Annotated in this window: 14 protein-coding genes; 4 read left to right on the forward strand and 10 right to left on the reverse strand. The window is 42.0% G+C overall.

What is annotated here, in order from left to right; translation table 11 throughout:
- The first annotated feature begins 75 nt into the window (after window positions 1-75).
- Window positions 76-1,494 carry an ATP-dependent DNA helicase gene (locus BACCELL_RS13140; RefSeq protein ID WP_007212308.1) on the forward strand — a complete coding sequence of 473 codons (1,419 nt, stop codon included), beginning with the start codon at window positions 76-78 and terminating at the stop codon, window positions 1,492-1,494.
- A 94-nt stretch (window positions 1,495-1,588) separates the two neighbouring features.
- Entirely contained in the window at window positions 1,589-2,416 is an 828-nt protein-coding gene (locus BACCELL_RS13145) for a hypothetical protein (RefSeq protein WP_007212309.1), read from the forward strand.
- Between the two features lie 417 nt (window positions 2,417-2,833).
- Here BACCELL_RS13145 and alaS read toward each other — a convergent pair whose 3' ends face one another.
- A complete protein-coding gene (gene alaS, locus BACCELL_RS13150) occupies window positions 2,834-5,452 on the reverse strand; it encodes an alanine--tRNA ligase (RefSeq protein ID WP_007212310.1) in 2,619 nt (872 codons plus the stop codon).
- Window positions 5,453-5,687: 235 nt separating this feature from the next.
- Here alaS and BACCELL_RS13155 point away from each other — a divergent pair, with 235 nt between their 5' ends.
- Window positions 5,688-6,656 carry a M23 family metallopeptidase gene (locus BACCELL_RS13155; RefSeq protein WP_007212311.1) on the forward strand — a complete coding sequence of 323 codons (969 nt, stop codon included), beginning with the start codon at window positions 5,688-5,690 and terminating at the stop codon, window positions 6,654-6,656.
- Window positions 6,657-6,661: 5 nt separating this feature from the next.
- On the forward strand, window positions 6,662-7,045 hold the full coding sequence (locus BACCELL_RS13160; RefSeq protein WP_007212312.1) for a MerR family transcriptional regulator: 384 nt from the start codon (window positions 6,662-6,664) through the stop codon (window positions 7,043-7,045).
- Window positions 7,046-7,292: 247 nt separating this feature from the next.
- Here the strand turns inward: BACCELL_RS13160 and BACCELL_RS13165 are convergent, their stop codons facing one another.
- From BACCELL_RS13165 to lolA2, 9 genes are all read right to left on the reverse strand, one after another.
- Window positions 7,293-7,862 carry a hypothetical protein gene (locus BACCELL_RS13165; protein ID WP_007212313.1) on the reverse strand — a complete coding sequence of 190 codons (570 nt, stop codon included), beginning with the start codon at window positions 7,860-7,862 and terminating at the stop codon, window positions 7,293-7,295.
- Between the two features lie 58 nt (window positions 7,863-7,920).
- A complete protein-coding gene (flxY, locus tag BACCELL_RS13170) occupies window positions 7,921-9,216 on the reverse strand; it encodes a flexirubin biosynthesis putative acyl-CoA ligase FlxY (protein WP_007212314.1) in 1,296 nt (431 codons plus the stop codon).
- Window position 9,217: 1 nt separating this feature from the next.
- Entirely contained in the window at window positions 9,218-10,885 is a 1,668-nt protein-coding gene (locus tag BACCELL_RS13175; RefSeq protein WP_007212315.1) for a C45 family autoproteolytic acyltransferase/hydrolase, read from the reverse strand.
- The gene (locus tag BACCELL_RS13180; RefSeq protein WP_007212316.1) at window positions 10,878-12,368 is read right to left on the reverse strand and encodes a phytoene desaturase family protein; all 1,491 of its coding nucleotides are present in this window, start codon (window positions 12,366-12,368) and stop codon (window positions 10,878-10,880) included. The genes BACCELL_RS13175 and BACCELL_RS13180 overlap by 8 nt, the downstream gene beginning before the upstream one ends.
- A complete protein-coding gene (locus BACCELL_RS13185; RefSeq protein WP_007212317.1) occupies window positions 12,365-16,222 on the reverse strand; it encodes a trifunctional MMPL family transporter/lysophospholipid acyltransferase/class I SAM-dependent methyltransferase in 3,858 nt (1,285 codons plus the stop codon). Before BACCELL_RS13185 ends, BACCELL_RS13180 begins: the two co-directional genes overlap by 4 nt.
- Entirely contained in the window at window positions 16,219-17,409 is a 1,191-nt protein-coding gene (locus BACCELL_RS13190; protein ID WP_007212318.1) for a DUF2062 domain-containing protein, read from the reverse strand. The genes BACCELL_RS13185 and BACCELL_RS13190 overlap by 4 nt, the downstream gene beginning before the upstream one ends.
- A 2-nt stretch (window positions 17,410-17,411) precedes the next feature.
- Window positions 17,412-17,789: an ApeI family dehydratase gene (locus tag BACCELL_RS13195; protein ID WP_007212319.1), complete on the reverse strand. Its 378-nt coding sequence runs from the start codon at window positions 17,787-17,789 to the stop codon at window positions 17,412-17,414.
- Between the two features lies 1 nt (window position 17,790).
- Window positions 17,791-18,342 (reverse strand): flexirubin biosynthesis protein LolB2, encoded by a 552-nt coding sequence (gene lolB2, locus BACCELL_RS13200; protein WP_007212320.1) that lies wholly within the window; start codon window positions 18,340-18,342, stop codon window positions 17,791-17,793.
- A partial coding sequence (lolA2, locus tag BACCELL_RS13205) for a flexirubin biosynthesis/transport protein LolA2 (RefSeq protein WP_007212321.1) occupies window positions 18,317-18,695 on the reverse strand: 379 nt, incomplete at its 5' end. The genes lolA2 and lolB2, both read right to left, overlap by 26 nt.

Consider the following 18,695-nt stretch of genomic DNA (forward strand, 5'->3'; position numbering starts at 1 on the left):
GTTATATTCGTACCGCAAAAATAAAATAAATAATTCTAATGGCGATAGTTCCTGTAACTTTTTTCTATTACAAAAATGATAAATAACTATTTAGAAACGCAAATTAAGGAAAATTTTCCTTATGAACCAACTTTTGAGCAAGAAATAGTACTAAAATCATTAGCTGCCTTCTTGTTATCTCCCCGTAATGATGCGGTTTTTGTGCTGCGCGGATATGCTGGTACAGGAAAAACTTCGCTGGTCGGAGCGCTGGTACGGACATTGGATAAGTTGCAACAGAAGTCAATTCTGTTGGCTCCTACGGGGCGGGCGGCGAAAGTCTTTTCGGCTTATGCGGGGCATCCGGCGTTTACTATTCACAAAAAGATTTACCGTCAGCAGTCTTTCTCCAATGAGGTGAATAACTTCTCTGTAAACGATAATTTGACTACTCATACCTTATATATAGTGGATGAAGCTTCGATGATTTCGAACGAGGGGTTATCCGGTGCTGTGTTTGGTACAGGGCGTTTGCTGGACGATTTGATACAGTTTGTTTATTCCGGTACAGGATGTCGGTTGATACTGATGGGGGATACGGCGCAGCTTCCTCCGGTGGGTGAAGAACAGAGTCCTGCTTTGTTTGCCGAGGCACTGAAAGGTTATGGGTTGGAGGTGATAGAGGTAGATTTGACGCAGGTAGTACGTCAGGTGCAGGACTCCGGTATATTATGGAATGCTACCCGGTTGCGCCAACTTATAGCTGAAGATGCCTGCCAGAGTCTGCCAAAGATAAAGGTATCGGGGTTCGCTGATATAAAGGTAGTTCCGGGCGATGAACTGATAGATACGTTGAGTACTTGTTACGACCGTGACGGGATGGATGAAACCATCGTCGTATGTCGTTCCAATAAGCGTGCGAATATCTATAATAATGGTATACGCGCGCAAATTCTTTGGCGGGAAGATGAATTGAACACGGGCGATTTGTTGATGGTAGCAAAGAATAATTACTACTGGACAGAAAAAAGTAAAGAAATGGATTTCATTGCCAATGGTGAGATAGCTGTTCTTCACCGGATGCGTCGTACACGTGAGTTGTATGGTTTCCGTTTTGCGGAAGTTCTGCTCACTTTTCCTGATTACGGGGATTTTGAATTGGAAGTTAATCTATTGTTAGATACTTTGCATAGTGATGCACCGGCTTTGCCTAAAGCGGACAATGACAGGCTGTTTTATGCTGTGCTCGAAGATTATGCCGACATTCCTGTAAAACGCGAACGGATGAAAAAGATGAAGGCTGATCCGTATTATAATGCTTTGCAAGTGAAGTATGCTTATGCCGTTACTTGCCATAAAGCGCAGGGCGGGCAATGGAAGAATGTATTTCTTGACCAGGGGTATATGACGGATGAATATTTGACACCAGATTATTTCCGCTGGTTATATACGGCTTTTACCCGTGCCACAGGTACTTTGTATCTGGTGAATTACCCGAAAGAACAAATCGTATAAATAGCTGGGATTAAAAAAAATATCTGTTCGCATGCAGTAATTAACTATTTACTGCATTTTCATTATACGAATCCGATATAAAAAGACTAAAACAATGAAACACATCTATTCTATTCTAATGTTGATTTCACTCTTGTTTGTGGGTACTGCATGCGAGGATGACTATCGTGATATGGTATTTTTTACGGGAGAGGCGCCTATTTACCAGATTGGGACTTGTGATAATCTGATTGGTTCCGTGAATCTCTATCAGGATAAACCGGAAGGTATTATTGTCGGTGTGGATGGAGGTGATGGCAATTATGTCATAATAAACGGAAACGATGCCGTGGTAACCGCTGCTTTTGTGAAAAATGAAAATGGCTATCAGCGTATATTGGTTATTCCTAAAGGAATAGGTGAGACTTCGATAACGGTAAGAGACGGCAGTGGTTCTTCGGCAATGTTGAGAGTGAAGGTAGACGAATGTGTGAAATTTGTTTGGTCTAAAGAGAAAGATGGCATTGTGGTTATTGGAGAAGCTACAGAAGAACAAAAGAAGAATATAGTGGATGCATTCACTAACTTCTTTACCGTAAAGGAGGGAGGACGTTATGAGATGATACCGGATAATGAATCTGATTTGTGGGAAAAAGGAATCCTGCGTGTCCGTCCGGATGATTCTACTATTGCTCCTTTCGTAGGACAATATGAAAGGGTACCGGTTATGGAAGGTGAAGTGGAACGTTCAGGTCTGCTATTTAAGTATAATAATGAAGAGCATCTTTATACTTTCAATGCTCCCAATCTTACCAGGCTGTCTGTAATGGAATATATCGACTTTTGGGAAGATGTAACCGAAGTCTGTCCGGTGGAAGTCCCGACAGGATGTAAAGTTTATCATGTGGAACGCTTAAAACCACGTAATCAGAGTGGAGAATAATTGAAAAAGATATACTAATCTAACCTTTTTTGTCAAGAGAGAATTTATGTATGTTTAACGGAACGGGAGGGCTTCGGCTTTCCCGTTTCTATTTTCTGCAAACAGATGATGTGTTAACCTGAAACGGATGATGTATTTTACTCAAACAGATGGTTTGTTTGGGGGAATTACATCGTTTGTTTTAGTCCATTACATAGTATGTTGTCATATAAAACATACTATCTTAACTCATTTCACTTCTATAGATACAAAAAAAGAGGAGAAACATTCGCTTCTCCTCTTTACTATATATCTTCCTGAAACTAAATCAGGATTACATTGACAAAGATACGACATCAGAATGTCAAAGTCAAGTCTTTTGCCAGTTATTTACTTGCACAGGCGAATAATAATCCGCCTGCCTTCACAAGTCAATTATTAAATTCCGGCAAGTTCCAGTACCTTTTCTATTGCTGCATTCAGTCCGTCAATGTTCTTTCCACCTGCTGTTGCAAAGTGAGGCTGGCCGCCGCCGCCACCTTGAATCAGTTTGGCGGCTTCTTTCACCAGATTTCCGGCTTTCAATCCACCGGCTACAAGGTTATCACTCAACATTACTGTCAGCATCGGTTTTCCTTCATTGATCGTTCCGGCAACGAAACACAGGTTTTCTGTAATCTCGCCACGTAGTTGGAATGCAATATTCTTAATGCTTTCTGCGGGTATCGGAGCACAAATCTTAATTACCTTTATGCCGTGGATTTCCTGCATGTTTTTCAGCAATCTTTCCTTTATCTGCGCCTCTTTCTCCCTCATGAAGTCTTCCATCTGCTTCTTCAATCCGGCATTCTCTTCAATGTACTTGCGGATGGTTCCGGCCAAGTCGGGTGCATTGTTGAAGAGCGCTTTCAGATCTTTCAGAGTATCTTCGATGGTGTCCATCAATTCCTCTACGCGTGCACCGGTGTAAGCTTCGATACGGCGTACGCCGGCAGCAACGGAGCTTTCAGATACAATCTTTATCATACCGATGTTTCCGGTAGCGGCAACGTGTGTACCTCCACAGAACTCAACGGATGAACCGAACTGAATAACACGCACATGGTCGCCGTACTTTTCACCGAACAAGGCGATAGCACCCAGTTCTTTGGCATCTTCAATAGGAATATTGCGGTATTCCTTCAAAGGTATGTTAGCACGGATTTTAGCATTCACCAGATGTTCTACCTGGCGGATTTCTTCGTCCGTCACTTTCTGGAAGTGAGAGAAGTCGAAACGTAGTGAGTCGGGGGTTACTAAAGAACCCTTTTGCTCTACATGCTCGCCCAGTACTTCGCGGAGTGCAGAGTCCAGCAAGTGGGTAGCCGAGTGATTGGCTGCACAGGCAGCACGTTTGTCGGTATCTACACAAGCCATCATCGGAGCTTCCGGATGTGCGGGCAATTTCTTGGTGATATGTATCGGAAGGTTATTTTCCTTCTTTGTATCAATTACTTCAATCGTTTCGAATTCGCTGACCAATACACCTGTATCACCTACCTGCCCACCACTTTCGGCATAGAACGGGGTATAGTCCAGTACGATCTGATACAATGTCTGGTTTTTCTGTTTTACTTGGCGGTAACGAAGGATACTTGTTTCATATTCCGTATAGTCGTAACCTACAAATTCAGTGGTTCCTTCTTTCAGTGTGATCCAGTCGCCGGTTTCTATGGCAGCGGCATTGCGGGCACGTTGTTTCTGCTGTTGCATCTCGGCATCGAACTCCTTGATGTCGGCAGTCATACCGTTTTCACGGAGAATCAGTTCCGTCAGGTCGAGCGGGAAACCGAAAGTATCATATAAGGTAAAGGCATCCTTACCACTGATTTCTGTCTTTCCGGCAGCTTTGGCGTCAGCCATCGTCTTATCCAGCAGGCGGATACCGGTTTCCAGTGTGCGGAGGAAGGAGTCTTCTTCTTCTTTAATAACCTTGCTGATCAGTTCTTTCTGTGCTTCCAGTTCAGGATAAGCCTCACCCATATTCTCAATCAGAACCGGGAGTAATTTATACATGAATGCCTGTCTCTGCCCCAGGAATGTATAACCGTAACGAACTGCGCGGCGCAGAATACGGCGGATTACATAACCTGCCTTTGCATTCGAAGGCAATTGTCCGTCTGTAATAGAGAAAGCGATTGTACGGATGTGGTCGGCGATAACACGCATAGCGATGTCCGACTTCTCGTCTTCACCATACTTCTTGCCGGTCATGTTACCTATAGCCTTTAGTATGGGTTGGAATACATCTGTATCATAATTAGAAGTCTTATCTTGTAGTGTGCGCACCAGTCTTTCGAAGCCCATACCGGTATCGATAACTTTGGCAGGAAGTCCTTCAAGGCTACCGTCGGCCTTGCGGTTGAACTGCATGAACACAAGATTCCATATCTCGATTACTTGTGGGTGGTCTTTGTTCACCAGTTGACTACCGGGGATCTGAGCCTTTTCTTCTTCAGGACGTGAATCGATATGTATCTCGGAACAGGGACCACACGGACCTGTATCACCCATTTCCCAGAAGTTGTCGTGTTTGTTTCCGTTGAGGATATGATCTTTTGGCAAGAACTGTTCCCAATAGGAAGCGGCTTCATTGTCACGTTCCAGTCCTTCTTCGGGGCTGCCTTCGAATACGGTGGCGTAAAGGTTCTTCGGATCTATCTTCAGAACATCTACCAGGTATTCCCATGCCCAGTTGATTGCCTCTTTCTTAAAGTAGTCACCGAACGACCAGTTGCCCAGCATCTCGAACATGGTATGGTGGTACGTATCGTGTCCTACTTCTTCCAGGTCATTATGCTTTCCGCTAACGCGCAGGCATTTCTGCGAGTCCGCGACTCTTTTATATTTTGCCGGGTGGTTACCCAAAATAATATCTTTGAACTGGTTCATCCCCGCGTTAGTAAACATCAGTGTCGGGTCATCTTTAATTACCATTGGAGCCGAGGGCACTATCTGATGGCCTTTGCTCTCGAAGAAACTCTTGAACGAGTTTCGGATTTCATTTGCAGTCAACATACGTCTGTCTGATTTATGATTTTATGATTTATGATTTATGCCATGAGGATTTATGACTTATGCATCACATGATTTAAAAGAATAACTTGCCGAATACTGTAGATGTTTCCCCATCACTGTTTTCTTATAAATCATAAATCATAAATCATAAATCTTATAATTCTTGAAAAAACTGTGCAAAGATAGCTTGTTTTTATTACTTTTGTCGTATTAATGAGCGAAATATTTCCAAAAGATGCGCAAAGTTTACTACATTTATAATCCACAGACGCAGACTTATGACCGTATTTACCCTACTGTCCGGCAACGGATGGTGAGTCTCCTGCGCCGTTTGTTTATCGGCATGGGCTTAGGGGCAGGTAGTTTCATTATTCTGCTGATTATCTTCGGTTCACCTTCCGAGAAAGAGTTGAGGAAGGAAAATAGCCAACTTTTAGCGCAATATAATGTGCTTTCCCGTCGTCTGGACGAGGCAATGGGGGTGTTGCAGGATGTGCAACAGCGTGATGATAACCTGTATCGGGTTATATTTGCGGCTGACCCTGTACCTTCGGCTATTCGTCAGGCAGGCTATGGCGGCACTAACCGTTATGAACACCTGATGGATATGGCGAACTCCGATCTGGTAGTGAATACAACTCAGAAGATGGATATGCTTAGCAAGCAACTCTATATCCAGTCGCGTTCCTTCGATGATGTGGTGGATATGTGTAAGAGCCATGACGAAATGTTGCGTTGTATCCCCGCTATCCAGCCTGTTTCCAATAAAGACCTTCGCAAAACAGCTTCCGGTTACGGAACGCGTATCGACCCTATTTACGGAACTACAAAATTCCATGCAGGTATGGACTTCTCGGCACCTTTGGGTACGGATGTTTATGCCACAGGAGATGGTACGGTGATACAGATGGGGTGGCAAACCGGATATGGTAATCGGATTGTGGTAGATCATGGATTTGGTTATCAGACCGTATACGCGCATTTGCGTGATTTCCGTACTAAGGTCGGCAAGAAGGTGGTACGCGGTGAAGTTATTGGCGGGGTAGGCAGTACGGGAAAGAGTACAGGCCCTCACTTGCATTATGAAGTTCATGTAAAAGGTCAGGTAGTCAACCCTGTCAACTATTACTTTATGGATTTGAGTGCCAAGGATTACGACCGGATGATACAGATTGCTGCCAACCATGGTAAAGTTCTCGATTAACAGCTATGGATAAAGACTTGAAATTATATTATTCCATCAGTGAGGTGGCCCAGATGTTCGATGTGAACGAGTCCTTGCTTCGTTTCTGGGAGAAAGAGTTTCCACAACTTTCTCCGAAGAAGGGGAGCCGTGGGGTGCGGCAATATCGCAAAGAGGATATTGAAACTGTGAAGCTGATCTATCATCTGGTGAAGGAACGGGGAATGACATTACCCGGTGCCCGCCAGCGAATGAAGGACAATAAAGAAAACACTCTTCGTAACTTTGAAATTGTAGATCGTCTGAAAGCTATTCGTGAAGAACTGCTCAGTATGAAGAGAGCTCTTGACGGATTTACTTATGAACAGGTGGAGGAGCTGAAAAAAGATATTCAGGAAATAGAAGGATGAATAGGATTACTTTATACCGTGTAAGGAAAATGGATAAAGTCTCAAATCCCCGATTACAAAAAGTTAAGAGTTTGTCGACAAGAAGTTAATTCCTTGTTGACAAACTCTTAATTTCTTGTCTACTAAAAGTTGATATCTTGTAACCCGTTGATAACTAACGATAAAAACTCTTCGCATAGAAGCGTGGTTTGTGTATAAATATCGCTTATTTTCATTTAACAGATCATCTCTTTTATACAATCTTGCTTTATAGATTCCTTATAACCTTATGGATGGAGCCTGCCCAATAATTACGCAGCCCGAAACCTCTTGCTTTACCACCGGTTGCCCAGTCTTGTATTATTTCTTTCGTTTCCGTATTGAAGAATACTACTTGATAAGAACCGTATGCTTCTGCTTTGTTCAGTAATTTGGCAATGATAACCAAGCCAATACCCGGTTTCTTTTGTGTGGGAAGTGCGTTCACAATTTGCTTAATCTGATCTTCACTCAGCATATAGCTTGCATTGGTCGTCATCAATTCTTGTGGATCGATAGCTTCATTGACCTGATTGACAGCATCGAGTGAGATTTCATTAACTCTTACTTTCAGCTTCTTACTTACGTCATATTTCTTGGCTTCGGTAATGAACAATCGGTTAATTCCATCAAATGCTACTTTAAATTGTGCCGGGGTTTCTGCTGCGCCAAATACTTTAGCCGCTGAATAGTCCACTCCATAGAAATTGATACTTTCAACTTCTTTAAGGAAGTTCTTGTTTTGTCCGAAACAAATCATGCTTGTTGCAAGGAACAGAAGGGTGAATAGCTTTTTCATACAATTAATAATTTAGAATCAGTACTCAGTTTATTATTTTGTCAAAATTAGAAATTAGTTATCGTAAATCAAAGAATTTGATGCTTTTTCTACTCATCGGAGGCATTTGTATCTGAGAGATATATTCTGCCGGTTCAAACCGGATAGTAGGAGCTACCCGTATTTTAGAGCGGAATAAATCTTTAATTTCTTTGGCAAAGCTTTCGCTGTTCTCGTCACTGCCAATCCGGATCAGGATTTCGTCTGTACCTAACTTATTGGTGTACACCTCAACAACGTAGTTCTTTACCCGCGGAATATCATCCAATATGTCGAATAATGCAGGTGGATACAGGGTTGTTCCTTTGTATTTTATCATTTGTCCTTTTCGTCCCAGCACAGAGCTTAACCGGATGGTGTTTCTGCCACATGCACAAGGTTCCGTATATTGGTAACAAATGTCTCCGGTTTTAAAACGAAGCAAAGGCATACCTTCCACCCCTAAGGTGGTAATGGTTACTTCTCCCGGTTCCCCTTCTTTCACCGGAAGGTTCTTGTCATCCAGAAACTCTACAATGATAAGCTCGGGTTGCAGGTGTCCGCCATGGAATTCGGAACATTCGGTAAAGGACGATTGCATTTCCGTAGAGGCATAAGTGGAATAGAGTTGGAGTGACGGCCACTTTTCGCTGATACGCTGTCCAAGGGTGTTCAATGTAAAGTCGGGGTTACGCAGTGCTTCGCCGATACATACACACTTCTTCATAGAACAGGTGTTATGATCAATCTGATTTTTCTCGGCAAACTCTATCAATTTAATCAGGAATGAAGGAACGACCATGCCGCAGGTAGGGTGAATACGATGAATGGTATCCCATTGCAGTTCCGGTATACCGTTGCCTACACGGGCTACTCCCATACCGAGCTCTCTGGCTCCCAGGTAGTAGGCCAGCCCTGCCATGAAGCGGCGGTCTATGGTGGTCATCAGTTGCAGTATATCGTGTCGGCTGCATCCAGCGGTATTGAAGGACAGATACTCGTTGTATGCCAAACGGTCCAGGTCTTTGGAGGTCAGTACAAAAGTAACCGGATCTCCTAAAGTGCCGGAAGTGGTGACATAGTCGATAATATCATCCGGGTCTACACAGATGAATTCACTATTATGTAGTTGCAGGTCTGTTTTGGTGGTAACGGGAATTTGTTGGAGATCTTCTATCTTCTTGATTCGGGTGATGTCTATGGAATGTTCTTTGAACATTTGCTGATAGAAGCGGGAATGTGCCTGCAAGTAAGCCAAGGTTTCAGTGAGTCTGGCTTCCTGATACAATTTAATCTCTTCGGGAGAGCGAAACTGTATGTCTGGATTCTTTTCCATATTATTGCTTTTTATTGATTTTTTGTAGGATTCGTACTTTTTCAGCTTGTTTGGGTATGGGCATTGTTAGTGCTTTCTGCCAATAGGTTATGGCTGTACCAGTTTGTTGTACTGCAGCATAATAATCTCCCAATACTTCGTAAACGTAATAGAATGAAGGATTGGATGCCTCATAAAGATTCAGGACCTTTGTTTCTATTGTTTCTTTCCGTTGGGTCTTTTCCCGGATGAGCTTCGTTAGCTGTTTATAAGCCATGAACTGTTTGTAGTTTGCTTGCCTGATAAAGTTGTCTTCGGGAATAGTCAGATTCAAAGTGGCGATTTCGTGATGGAAATCTATGGTATCGCTGAATATTTTGTTTAGATCGTATGCCATATACTTGCCGCATTGCCAGGGAGAAGTGGATACATACATGATCTGTTTCTCCGGTAGGAAAATAACAGAGTGATGGGCTATGAGTTGATTAATAGCCATTTCATTACCCATGCCCAAATCAATATTGTCCAATCCTTTTTGGTTGCGGAGAATGGAAGCAGCTTTCATCGGGTCGATAGGCTTATTCTCTTTCAACAGTTCTTGCAGACGGGCAAAACGATAGGGACTATCGGAAGTCGCAATGTTTTCCTGGTTGCGTTCATCGTTGCGGAAAGTATCTGATTGATAATGGTTGGTACAAATAATCTGATTACCGCTACTTGTAAAAAGTGCCGTCTTCTCCGGTGACTTTTCAATGATAGCGGCTCTGCCATCCCGCGCAGAACCGATCAGTATGGATTCGGAAACAAATGTTTTTCGCTTCAGGGCGATAGCATAAGCTTCATCAATCGTTGAGGCATATTGCAGTATCTCTCTGGTTAGGATAGAGATGGGAGTGGCGGATGCAGTCGGCATATCCGATTTTGCAGCATTGATAGTCACCGTGAGTCCGGTTTCATTCATGCCCGAAAGTACACCGATCATACCCAGCCAACCCACGGATGCAAATTTATAGCCTTGCTCGGGCTGATAAAAAGATACCAGCTTGTTGTGTGCAAACTTATCCCCCATGTAAAAATCAAAATTGCGTCCGATGATGAGGGAAGAGTCGGCACTGTTTTCTCCCCAGGTGGCAAAGGAACTGCAACCTACCAACATGTAATCTTGCATGGCATGTCCCAGATCGTGAGCCGAATGATAATTGAGTTGGCGCTCGTAGGGAGTACCGATAAAGTCGTACTCATGGGTACAGGAGAGCGAAATACCATAAATTTCATCTCTGAATTCTTCCGGGACATTCTCTCCTAAATTACGGTTGAAAAGTACGATGAAGAAGCGGAGAAACTTAAGATAATTGTCAGAAGGTACTATTTCGCGTATCTGGTCAACAAAGACTTTCTCCTGATAGTATAGCAAATCAGAAGAAAGTTTGCCTATGGCCTCACCGCGCTGGAATGCATCGCCACTCACCTTCAACTCCCACAGACCACTGTTGCTTTGCCGTAGATAATTGCCCGCATATTCCCGAAGACTGTCTGTCTGTACCAATTCTCCGTTGGCCTTGGGGGTGTAGTCGGGAGTCAGCATATCCGCAGAGAAATAGAGGATGCTAACAAAGAGGATAATGGCAAGGAGAAGCACCCCTATGCCACATGCCGTATATTTAATTGTTTTCTTTAATATCTTATGCATGGCCTATTCGTTTAGCTAAATATTCATGTCCGAGTAATTCGCCACAAGTGATGATGGAGGTTAATGTAACTCCTAAAGCACCGTGAACGTTCAGGTTTTGTCCTGTGAGAAATAAGTTTCCCAGTTTGGTCCGGGTGGAAACAAAACCGATCTGCGGACATTTGTAATCTTTGATAATTCCATAAGCAGAACCGTCGCAAGTACCCGTAAAGTCTCTGTAGCTAAGTGGAGTAGTGGTATACATAGTCTCGATGTGATCGGTAAAATCGATCCCGTGACTTTTGATGAACTCCAACAATTGCCTGGCTTTTTCCATTTTGAAGGCTTTATAGTCTTCACCTCGTTGTTCGGGAAGTGTATCCTGCCAGGCAGACAGCTCATCTATATACATGGGAGTCAGAATGGAAATGACGTCTGCATAATCACTGTTGCGGGAAGATGCTTGTGTGGAGATCATGCAATTGGTGGTATATCCCATATTGACTTTCTTATCATACCATACATCATTGTCTCCATGCAGATAGAGGTTCTGATTCAGATACGGATAACTTTTCTCTTTCATAATCAGATAAAGAGTGAAAATGCCGTATGTGTTTTCTAAAGAATTAATACGGGAGATATAGGCATTTTTGATACAGCGGGTTTTGTCTAGCAAGGTTAATGTTTGTTTGGGGTGTACGTTAGAGATGATGTATTTGCTTTCTATCCGCTCTGCATGGTTTATCTCTACCCCTGCTACCTGATTGTTCTCTACAATGATACGGGTGACTTCACTGTTGTTCAAAACTGTTCCGCCATGAGTGCGAATCACATTGATCATCTCAGAGGCCACTTGCATACTTCCGTCAATGAACCGATAGGCTCCTTGTATGTAGGAGTTGTTAATCATGGCGTGTTCATAGAAGTTGGAATGTTCTCTTAAGCCACCATACAGAAGTGCCGAACCGGCCAATACCGATTGCAAATCAGGATTGGTGGTAATCTTATCTATCATTCCTGCTGCTGAGGTATTGAAGAACTTCATTCCTTCAGTAGAAATAATACCTTTCTTCAGATTATCCACACTGATCAGGTTGCCTACCTCTTTCAGTAACGTTGTATATTGCCGGAGATTTTCTTTTTCGTGAGGAAATGATTGGCAAAGGGTATCGGTAAAGCGTTCGTATCCCATTGCGTAATCATATACGCGATTCTTATAGAAAATCTTATCAAAAGCATTTTCATCCAGTTTCCGGACTTTGAGGTGATCCATGATTCCTACATACCGGAAAAACTGATTCATGACTTGTCCTTCATCCAGACTACCTATATAATGAATTCCTGTATCCAACAAATGTCCTTTCCGGCGATACGTCTGAAAGCATCCTCCAAACAGTTCGTTCTTTTCGAGCACACATACGTTATACCCTTCTTTACTAAATATGGCTCCACATTCAAGGCCACCTAATCCGCTTCCAATGATGATGATGTCATACTTACTCATGGCAATTGCTTTTTAAGTATATAGATGGTATTCGATGTATATTTATCGTTTCGGATAGTCTTTACTTCCATTTCACACTCCCGGGCTATGCTCTGAATTTGAGCTTCGGAAGTGAAGCAGAGCTCATCCGTAGTGCGGTTGAACTTGACAACTTGGGTAGAGAGAACTTCCGTGAGGCGGGTTAGCCGATGCTTATGGGTCTCAGCGGAATTTCCATCACGTACGATAATCATTCCTTCAGGACGAAGAAGATTGGCACATCTCACTAACAAGTCATGTTGATGTTCATAATTCATGTAATGCAATACGTCATTCAGGATGAAGACATCACTTTCCGGGAACTCATAAACCGATGCGTCAGCATGTTCAAAACGAAGGTTTTCGCCACGAAGCCAGCCGTGTTGAGCTATAGCTATTTTATCTTCGTCATAATCGATTCCTAATATTTGCCTTTCTTTGGATATCATAGACAGCATATAGCACAGAGGACCGAGACCACAACCGATATCTGTAATCTGTCCTTTCATCGGAATCAGTTGATTGAATAACTGGTAATTGTGTTCCATCTTTACTTTGATGCGGATGTACCACTCGATGACAGGACTTTTATAGATATAGTTCAGTACCAATGCTTCATAAAATGCCGGATTCGCCGGTGTATTCTTTTCCAGGCAAATACGTGCATATTCTTCTTTCATGTAGGAAGAGATGCGCTTGGTACGTTCCTGATAGGTAGTTCCGAATGAATCATCGTTATAAAGTATGCGAGGTAATATTTTAGAGTAAATAATGCCTTTGCGGACATAGAAAGGTTGTGCCTTGGCTATAATCTCTCCATTGCCGTATAGCAGAATAGGAATAATATCCAATTGCAGAGTTTCTGATAAATAGAAAGCACCTTTATGAAAACGTTTCATCTTGCCGTCATAGGTCCGGGTACCTTCGGGGAAGATAGCGATGGAGTATCCTTCTCTTACTTTTTTCCGCATCCGTTCCACACAAAGTTCATATCCTTCGTCTACATGGAAGAAGCCTGCATATTGAATGATTTTTCCAAATACCGGAGAGTTCCATACCCAGTGATTGGTTATCATGATAATCTTCGGGGAAAAAGATAATAACTCCAGGATATCAATGAAAGACTGGTGATTGGCTATTATGATAGCCGGCTTTTTGAATGTCTCATTGGTTACGTTGATGTGTTCTTTACGTACAAATGTTGCCACTACCAATATACCTTTGCAAGTAATGTTGATAATCCGGCAAACAAGCTGCTGCTTATAACTGCGGCGTACCGGAATGAGGTATAATAAGATTATGAAAATTCTCAGAATGATGCATCCTGTAACGAAGAGCATGAAAAGGAGGATCGTGCGGAGTAAGCCTATCAAGGTATACGGGGGCAGTCCCTTAGAAGCCGGTTTAGCAATAAAGAACTGGAAAATAATAGGTTGTATGGTATAGGCTACTAATACCACCGCTGCCATTCCAAGGATGGAAATCAGTGAAATGGATTGCAGGGCGGGATGTTTGGCAAATACTAAAGTTCCCATTCCCACAACGGCTGTGAATGCAGAGAAGAAAATAGCTGTCTTATGGGAATTCAGGATCGCTTTTCCTGTCCGGTATTTGTTTTGGAGTCCATCCATGATGAAGATACTGAAGTCGTCTCCGATACCGAAAATGAAAGTGGAGAGGATAATATTGATAATGTTGAATTCGATACCCAGAATCCCCATCAGGCCCAAAATAATGGTCCAGCTGATAAGCATAGGCAGGAAACTGATCAGAGTTAATTCTATACGCCCGTACGAAATCAATAGAGCCAGGAATATAAGGAACGAAGAAATATAAAGTATCAGGTAAAAGTCGTTATTGATGGCAGAGACCCATTGATTAGTGAAATAACTCCGGTCGAAGACTACAACATCCGTATTATCCTTGAATTGTTGATAGACTTCTTCCTTATTATCATCAGTGATGCGTACCTGGGTAACGAGCATCGTGATGGAATCAGCACTTGTTTGCCATTCGTTTAGTAGGGTAGTAGCGATACTATTTGTATTGTCCTGATAATTATAGGGCTGGAATGGATGTTCTAACCATTGGTAAAATGCATCGAAACTACCTTCCCGGAAGTGATAGGTACGGGCAGCGTCTTCTATGTATTTGCGAATAGTTGATATCTTTCCCGACTCTCCCCAATACTGGTTCCATTGTTCCAGACGCTTTTGCTGTTCTTCCGGTGAAATTAAGAATTGCTCGGCAGATGCATATGCTTTAATAAGCCCTTGCTCTTTAAAAGCGGATAAGTGCTGATTGGTATTTGCATAGCTTTCGAGTGCTTCCGTCATGTTCTTACCTACACTGACAAAAAGTACGGTTTTCTCTTGGGCATTGAAAAGCTGTTCCAGTTTAGCCTCTGCTTGTTTTAAGTGCTGAGGTTCATAGTTGAGGCTCATCATGTCTTCGTTAAACTTGACTTTCTGTGAAGTAAATAAGCCGATGAGGGTAATAATAACGATGATGCCTACTAACCATTTGTTCTTTTCATAAGGATAGGCATTGATTTTTTCAATAAAGCGTAAGACCCTGCCTTGCTTCACATCAGCTTGTCCTTTCAGAAAATGTGGAAGGTAAATAAGACAAAAAAGAGTAGTACCGATAAGTGCCAGAGAAGCAAACAAACCGAAATCGCGTAGCAATTCGGAAGTGGTAAAAGTAAGTCCGAAGAATGCACCTATTGTAGTGAAACTGCCTACTGTAAGCGGATAAGTTATTTCTTTAATCAATTGCTGGACGGTAGAAACATGATTTTGATGAGCCAGCATGTGTATGGAATAACTCAGTGCAATACCCAGAATAGCCGAGCCGGCACCTACGGCAATTGCAGATATATATCCCTGAATAAAATAAATCAGGCATAAAGCGAACAATCCCCCGAATAAAACAGGAGTGACAATGAGAGGGATCGATTTCTTATGCTTAAACACCAGCGAGATGAAAACAATGATAATCAGCAGTGCGATCGAAGAAGTAATAATGGTATCCTTTTTAATCTGTCGTGCATTATAGACGCTGACCGAGGGACCTCCAAAGTAAGATGCGCGAATGGAAGGACACTCTTTCTGAATCTGTTGCAGCTCATTTTCAAGTATTCGGATCAGATTTTCATTCTCACCGGTACTTCCTGTTCCGAATACCGGGGTCATAAACATCAGCAATGTATTTCCGTCCTTCGAAAAGATGTGTCCGTTGTTGATTTCATAATTGGTTTCCAACTGAAAATCCTGCAAATGCTTTAAGACGTTATTTCCAAGTCCTAACGGGTCTCTTTGTATATAACCTCTCAATGCTATACCTGCGGGAGAAAGAAGGTTGGTATAGTTCTTTCGCATCATGGCTTCTATGCCTTCCTGTGTTAAGAGTGAGTCGAAGTGTTGATAGTCTTTTTCCGTCAAGAACAGCGGAAGATTTTCATAAACAAAATCTGTTGCTTTTTCAATGGTTGTTTCATCTACTTCCGAAAAGATATCTTTAATCCAGGTTTGGTTAGACTCTTCTAATAAGTTTTGTTTCAGTTGGTCTCCGACCTCTATCATTAGATCCGGAGTTACTATAGAGTCGGCAGGAGAGATTAAGATGATAATCTTATCCTTTATTTTTAGATTATCAAATACCTTGGTGATGTTCTGGTTGTTCTTCGTATCAGGAAAGAAACGGGTCACATTCTCTTCAAACCTGACTTGCCAGGCGAAGTACCCCATAAAAAGGACACAAACACAGAGTGACAAATAGAAGAGAACTTTGTGTCTTTGAAAATAATTATATAGTCTGATAAAGAACTGAGTCATGTTGTTTTCGGCCTTCTGTATATAGTGAGCAGGCTGATCGTTATAATACCTGCCAATATACTACAAGCGGTTGCAAAGATAACACTTCCAATTAAATATTGCTCTAAAACCGATTTCACATTTTCAAATGAAATATCGGTAAGATGAAGTTCAACCGGCCTGTTCAAGACTTTACATCCTGTCAGGTAACTGCCATATAATAGGAAAGGAATCATGGGAGGAATACTGATATTAGCTGCTACAATAGCTATTACTTTGTTGAGTTTAAGCACATGAGCCAAAAATAAAGTGGCAAGCATCTGGTATCCCCAAATCGGGACTATTCCCATAAATATACCTAACATAATGGCATAGGTAATCTTCAGATTCGATTCTTCGGACTGTGTAATGTGAGTCCGGAAGAATTTCCGGCAATTACTCCAGGTTAGTTTCCGGAAGAAGTTACGCGGATAAATCCAGAGGAAAGTGATGAACACTAAGAAGGTATTCAATATGCTGATGCGAGTGAAATCCCGGAAAGGACGGAAGTGGGAGACACGTTCTTCCTGGGGCGGATAATAGACATGTATGGGTATATTGCGGACCGTGGTTCCTCCCCATACTGCAAAGACCAGTGCTTCAAGCTCAAATTCATATTTAGCGGTATAGTAGAATCTCTGCACATTGATTTTATGTAATGGATAGAGCCGGTAACCCGATTGGGTATCCTGAAGCTTTACTCCGGTTTCAAGTTTAAACCAGAAGTTGGAGAACTTATTAGCAAAAGTATTCTTGCCCGGCATATTGTCCGAAGTCAGATTGCGGGCACCTACCAGCAACGTATCCGGTTCTTTTTCTATTTCTTCCATGAAAAAAAGAATGTCCGAAGCAAAATGTTGTCCATCGGAATCTATAGTGATGGCATATCGGTAGCCGGCTGCTTTGGCCTGCTTCAATCCGTTCTTCAAGGCAGTTCCTTTTCCTTTATTGGTAGGATGGGTGATGATATGCAGGTTCGGATAGTTTTCCAGAAGAGTAGGGGTGCTATCGGTAGAGCCGTCATTGACAACGATGATATCTTCTACATAGAAGAGTACATCTTCAATTACGGTAGTCAGCGTCTTTTCATTATTGTAGGTAGGTATAATAACTACAATACCAAGTTGCCTGGCTTTCTCATGCCATAGTTCCTCGCTACGTTCTTCCATGTTTATTTGCCAATTAGTTGTGCTTTTAATTTAATACAGATATCTTTTGAGGATGCTCCTTCAGCCAGAATCTGGAATGTATCCGTTTCGTTTTTTTTGATAGTCAATGAGAGCTTTAATTCCGGTGTTTCATTCGGATTAATAACTGAAAGAAACTTGCATGATGCTATCTGCTTGTATTGCAGGGGAGTTTGCTGTATTTTTTCTATGCACTCCTTTATTATTTGCAGCATACAAACGCCCGGAACTACGGGCTGTTTTGGAAAGTGTCCGTTATAAATAGCATGTTGTGGGTTGAGCATGACTTGCACTACCCAGTCTGTTTCATTGATATGCTCAGAGTGCGTGACTTTATAGAAATTGGGAAGAAGTTCAGCCATATTAGTTTGGGTTTTCTTTTAATTTGTCCAACTGTATACTTAGTCGCAACCAGGGATGTTTGATTTTTATCTGTTCGGGATGTCCTGAGTTGAACTCCGATAGATAGAATACTGATTTACCGAATCCCCTGCCTGTGACTCTTTTTTCAAAGGTACTGCTTTTCTTTTTGATGCGGATATTCTTTCCACTTAAAAATAGATTCTTGAAGTCTGTTTCCAGTAATAGCAGCATTTTCTTTTTCTTCATGGGCTCTATGCAACTGTTGACGTGAAATTCATTTTCCCGAAGTGAAAAATCAAAAAGACTGAGTCCAAAGTAAGTAGATGCCAATATTCTTATTTCATTATCCGGCAATTTCCGTACAATTAATAAACCGCTGAAGTGATGCTTCATGAAGTCTAACTGCATATTGTATTTTTGCGAATATTCTTCAGCGCAAATGATAGGTGTCACATAAGATGTGGCATCTCCTGCTATTGTTTTTGAGGAGCTGCAGGAAGTGAATAGATACAGAATAAAGATCAGATTAGCGAATAGAAAACTTTGTTTCATCTTTCAAAGCATTAAATCTCTTGTTGTAAAACTCATATTCCGTATAATTGGTGGCTGTTTCGGAAAGGCGTAATTTGTAAACCGACATATCTTTCTTATCCAGGTATATTTCAATTTCCGAAATGTAAGTTTGTATGGCTTTATTGACCGGCTTAATCTTCACTATATAATAGGAATCATTTTCAAAATATTCCAGTTTGTAATCGGAAGACATTTTTGAGAGATCGCCTATCATGCAAGCTGTGAGCATATCTTGCATTTGATTCATCATCTTATTGGCGGTTAGGCTCATAACGCTTTTTTTACCGTCCGATACAATTTTAAGCCGGGAGTCGTTTATCACTATTAGGTAG

The sequence above is a fragment of the Bacteroides cellulosilyticus DSM 14838 genome (genome assembly GCF_000158035.1).
GTDB lineage: Bacteria > Bacteroidota > Bacteroidia > Bacteroidales > Bacteroidaceae > Bacteroides > Bacteroides cellulosilyticus.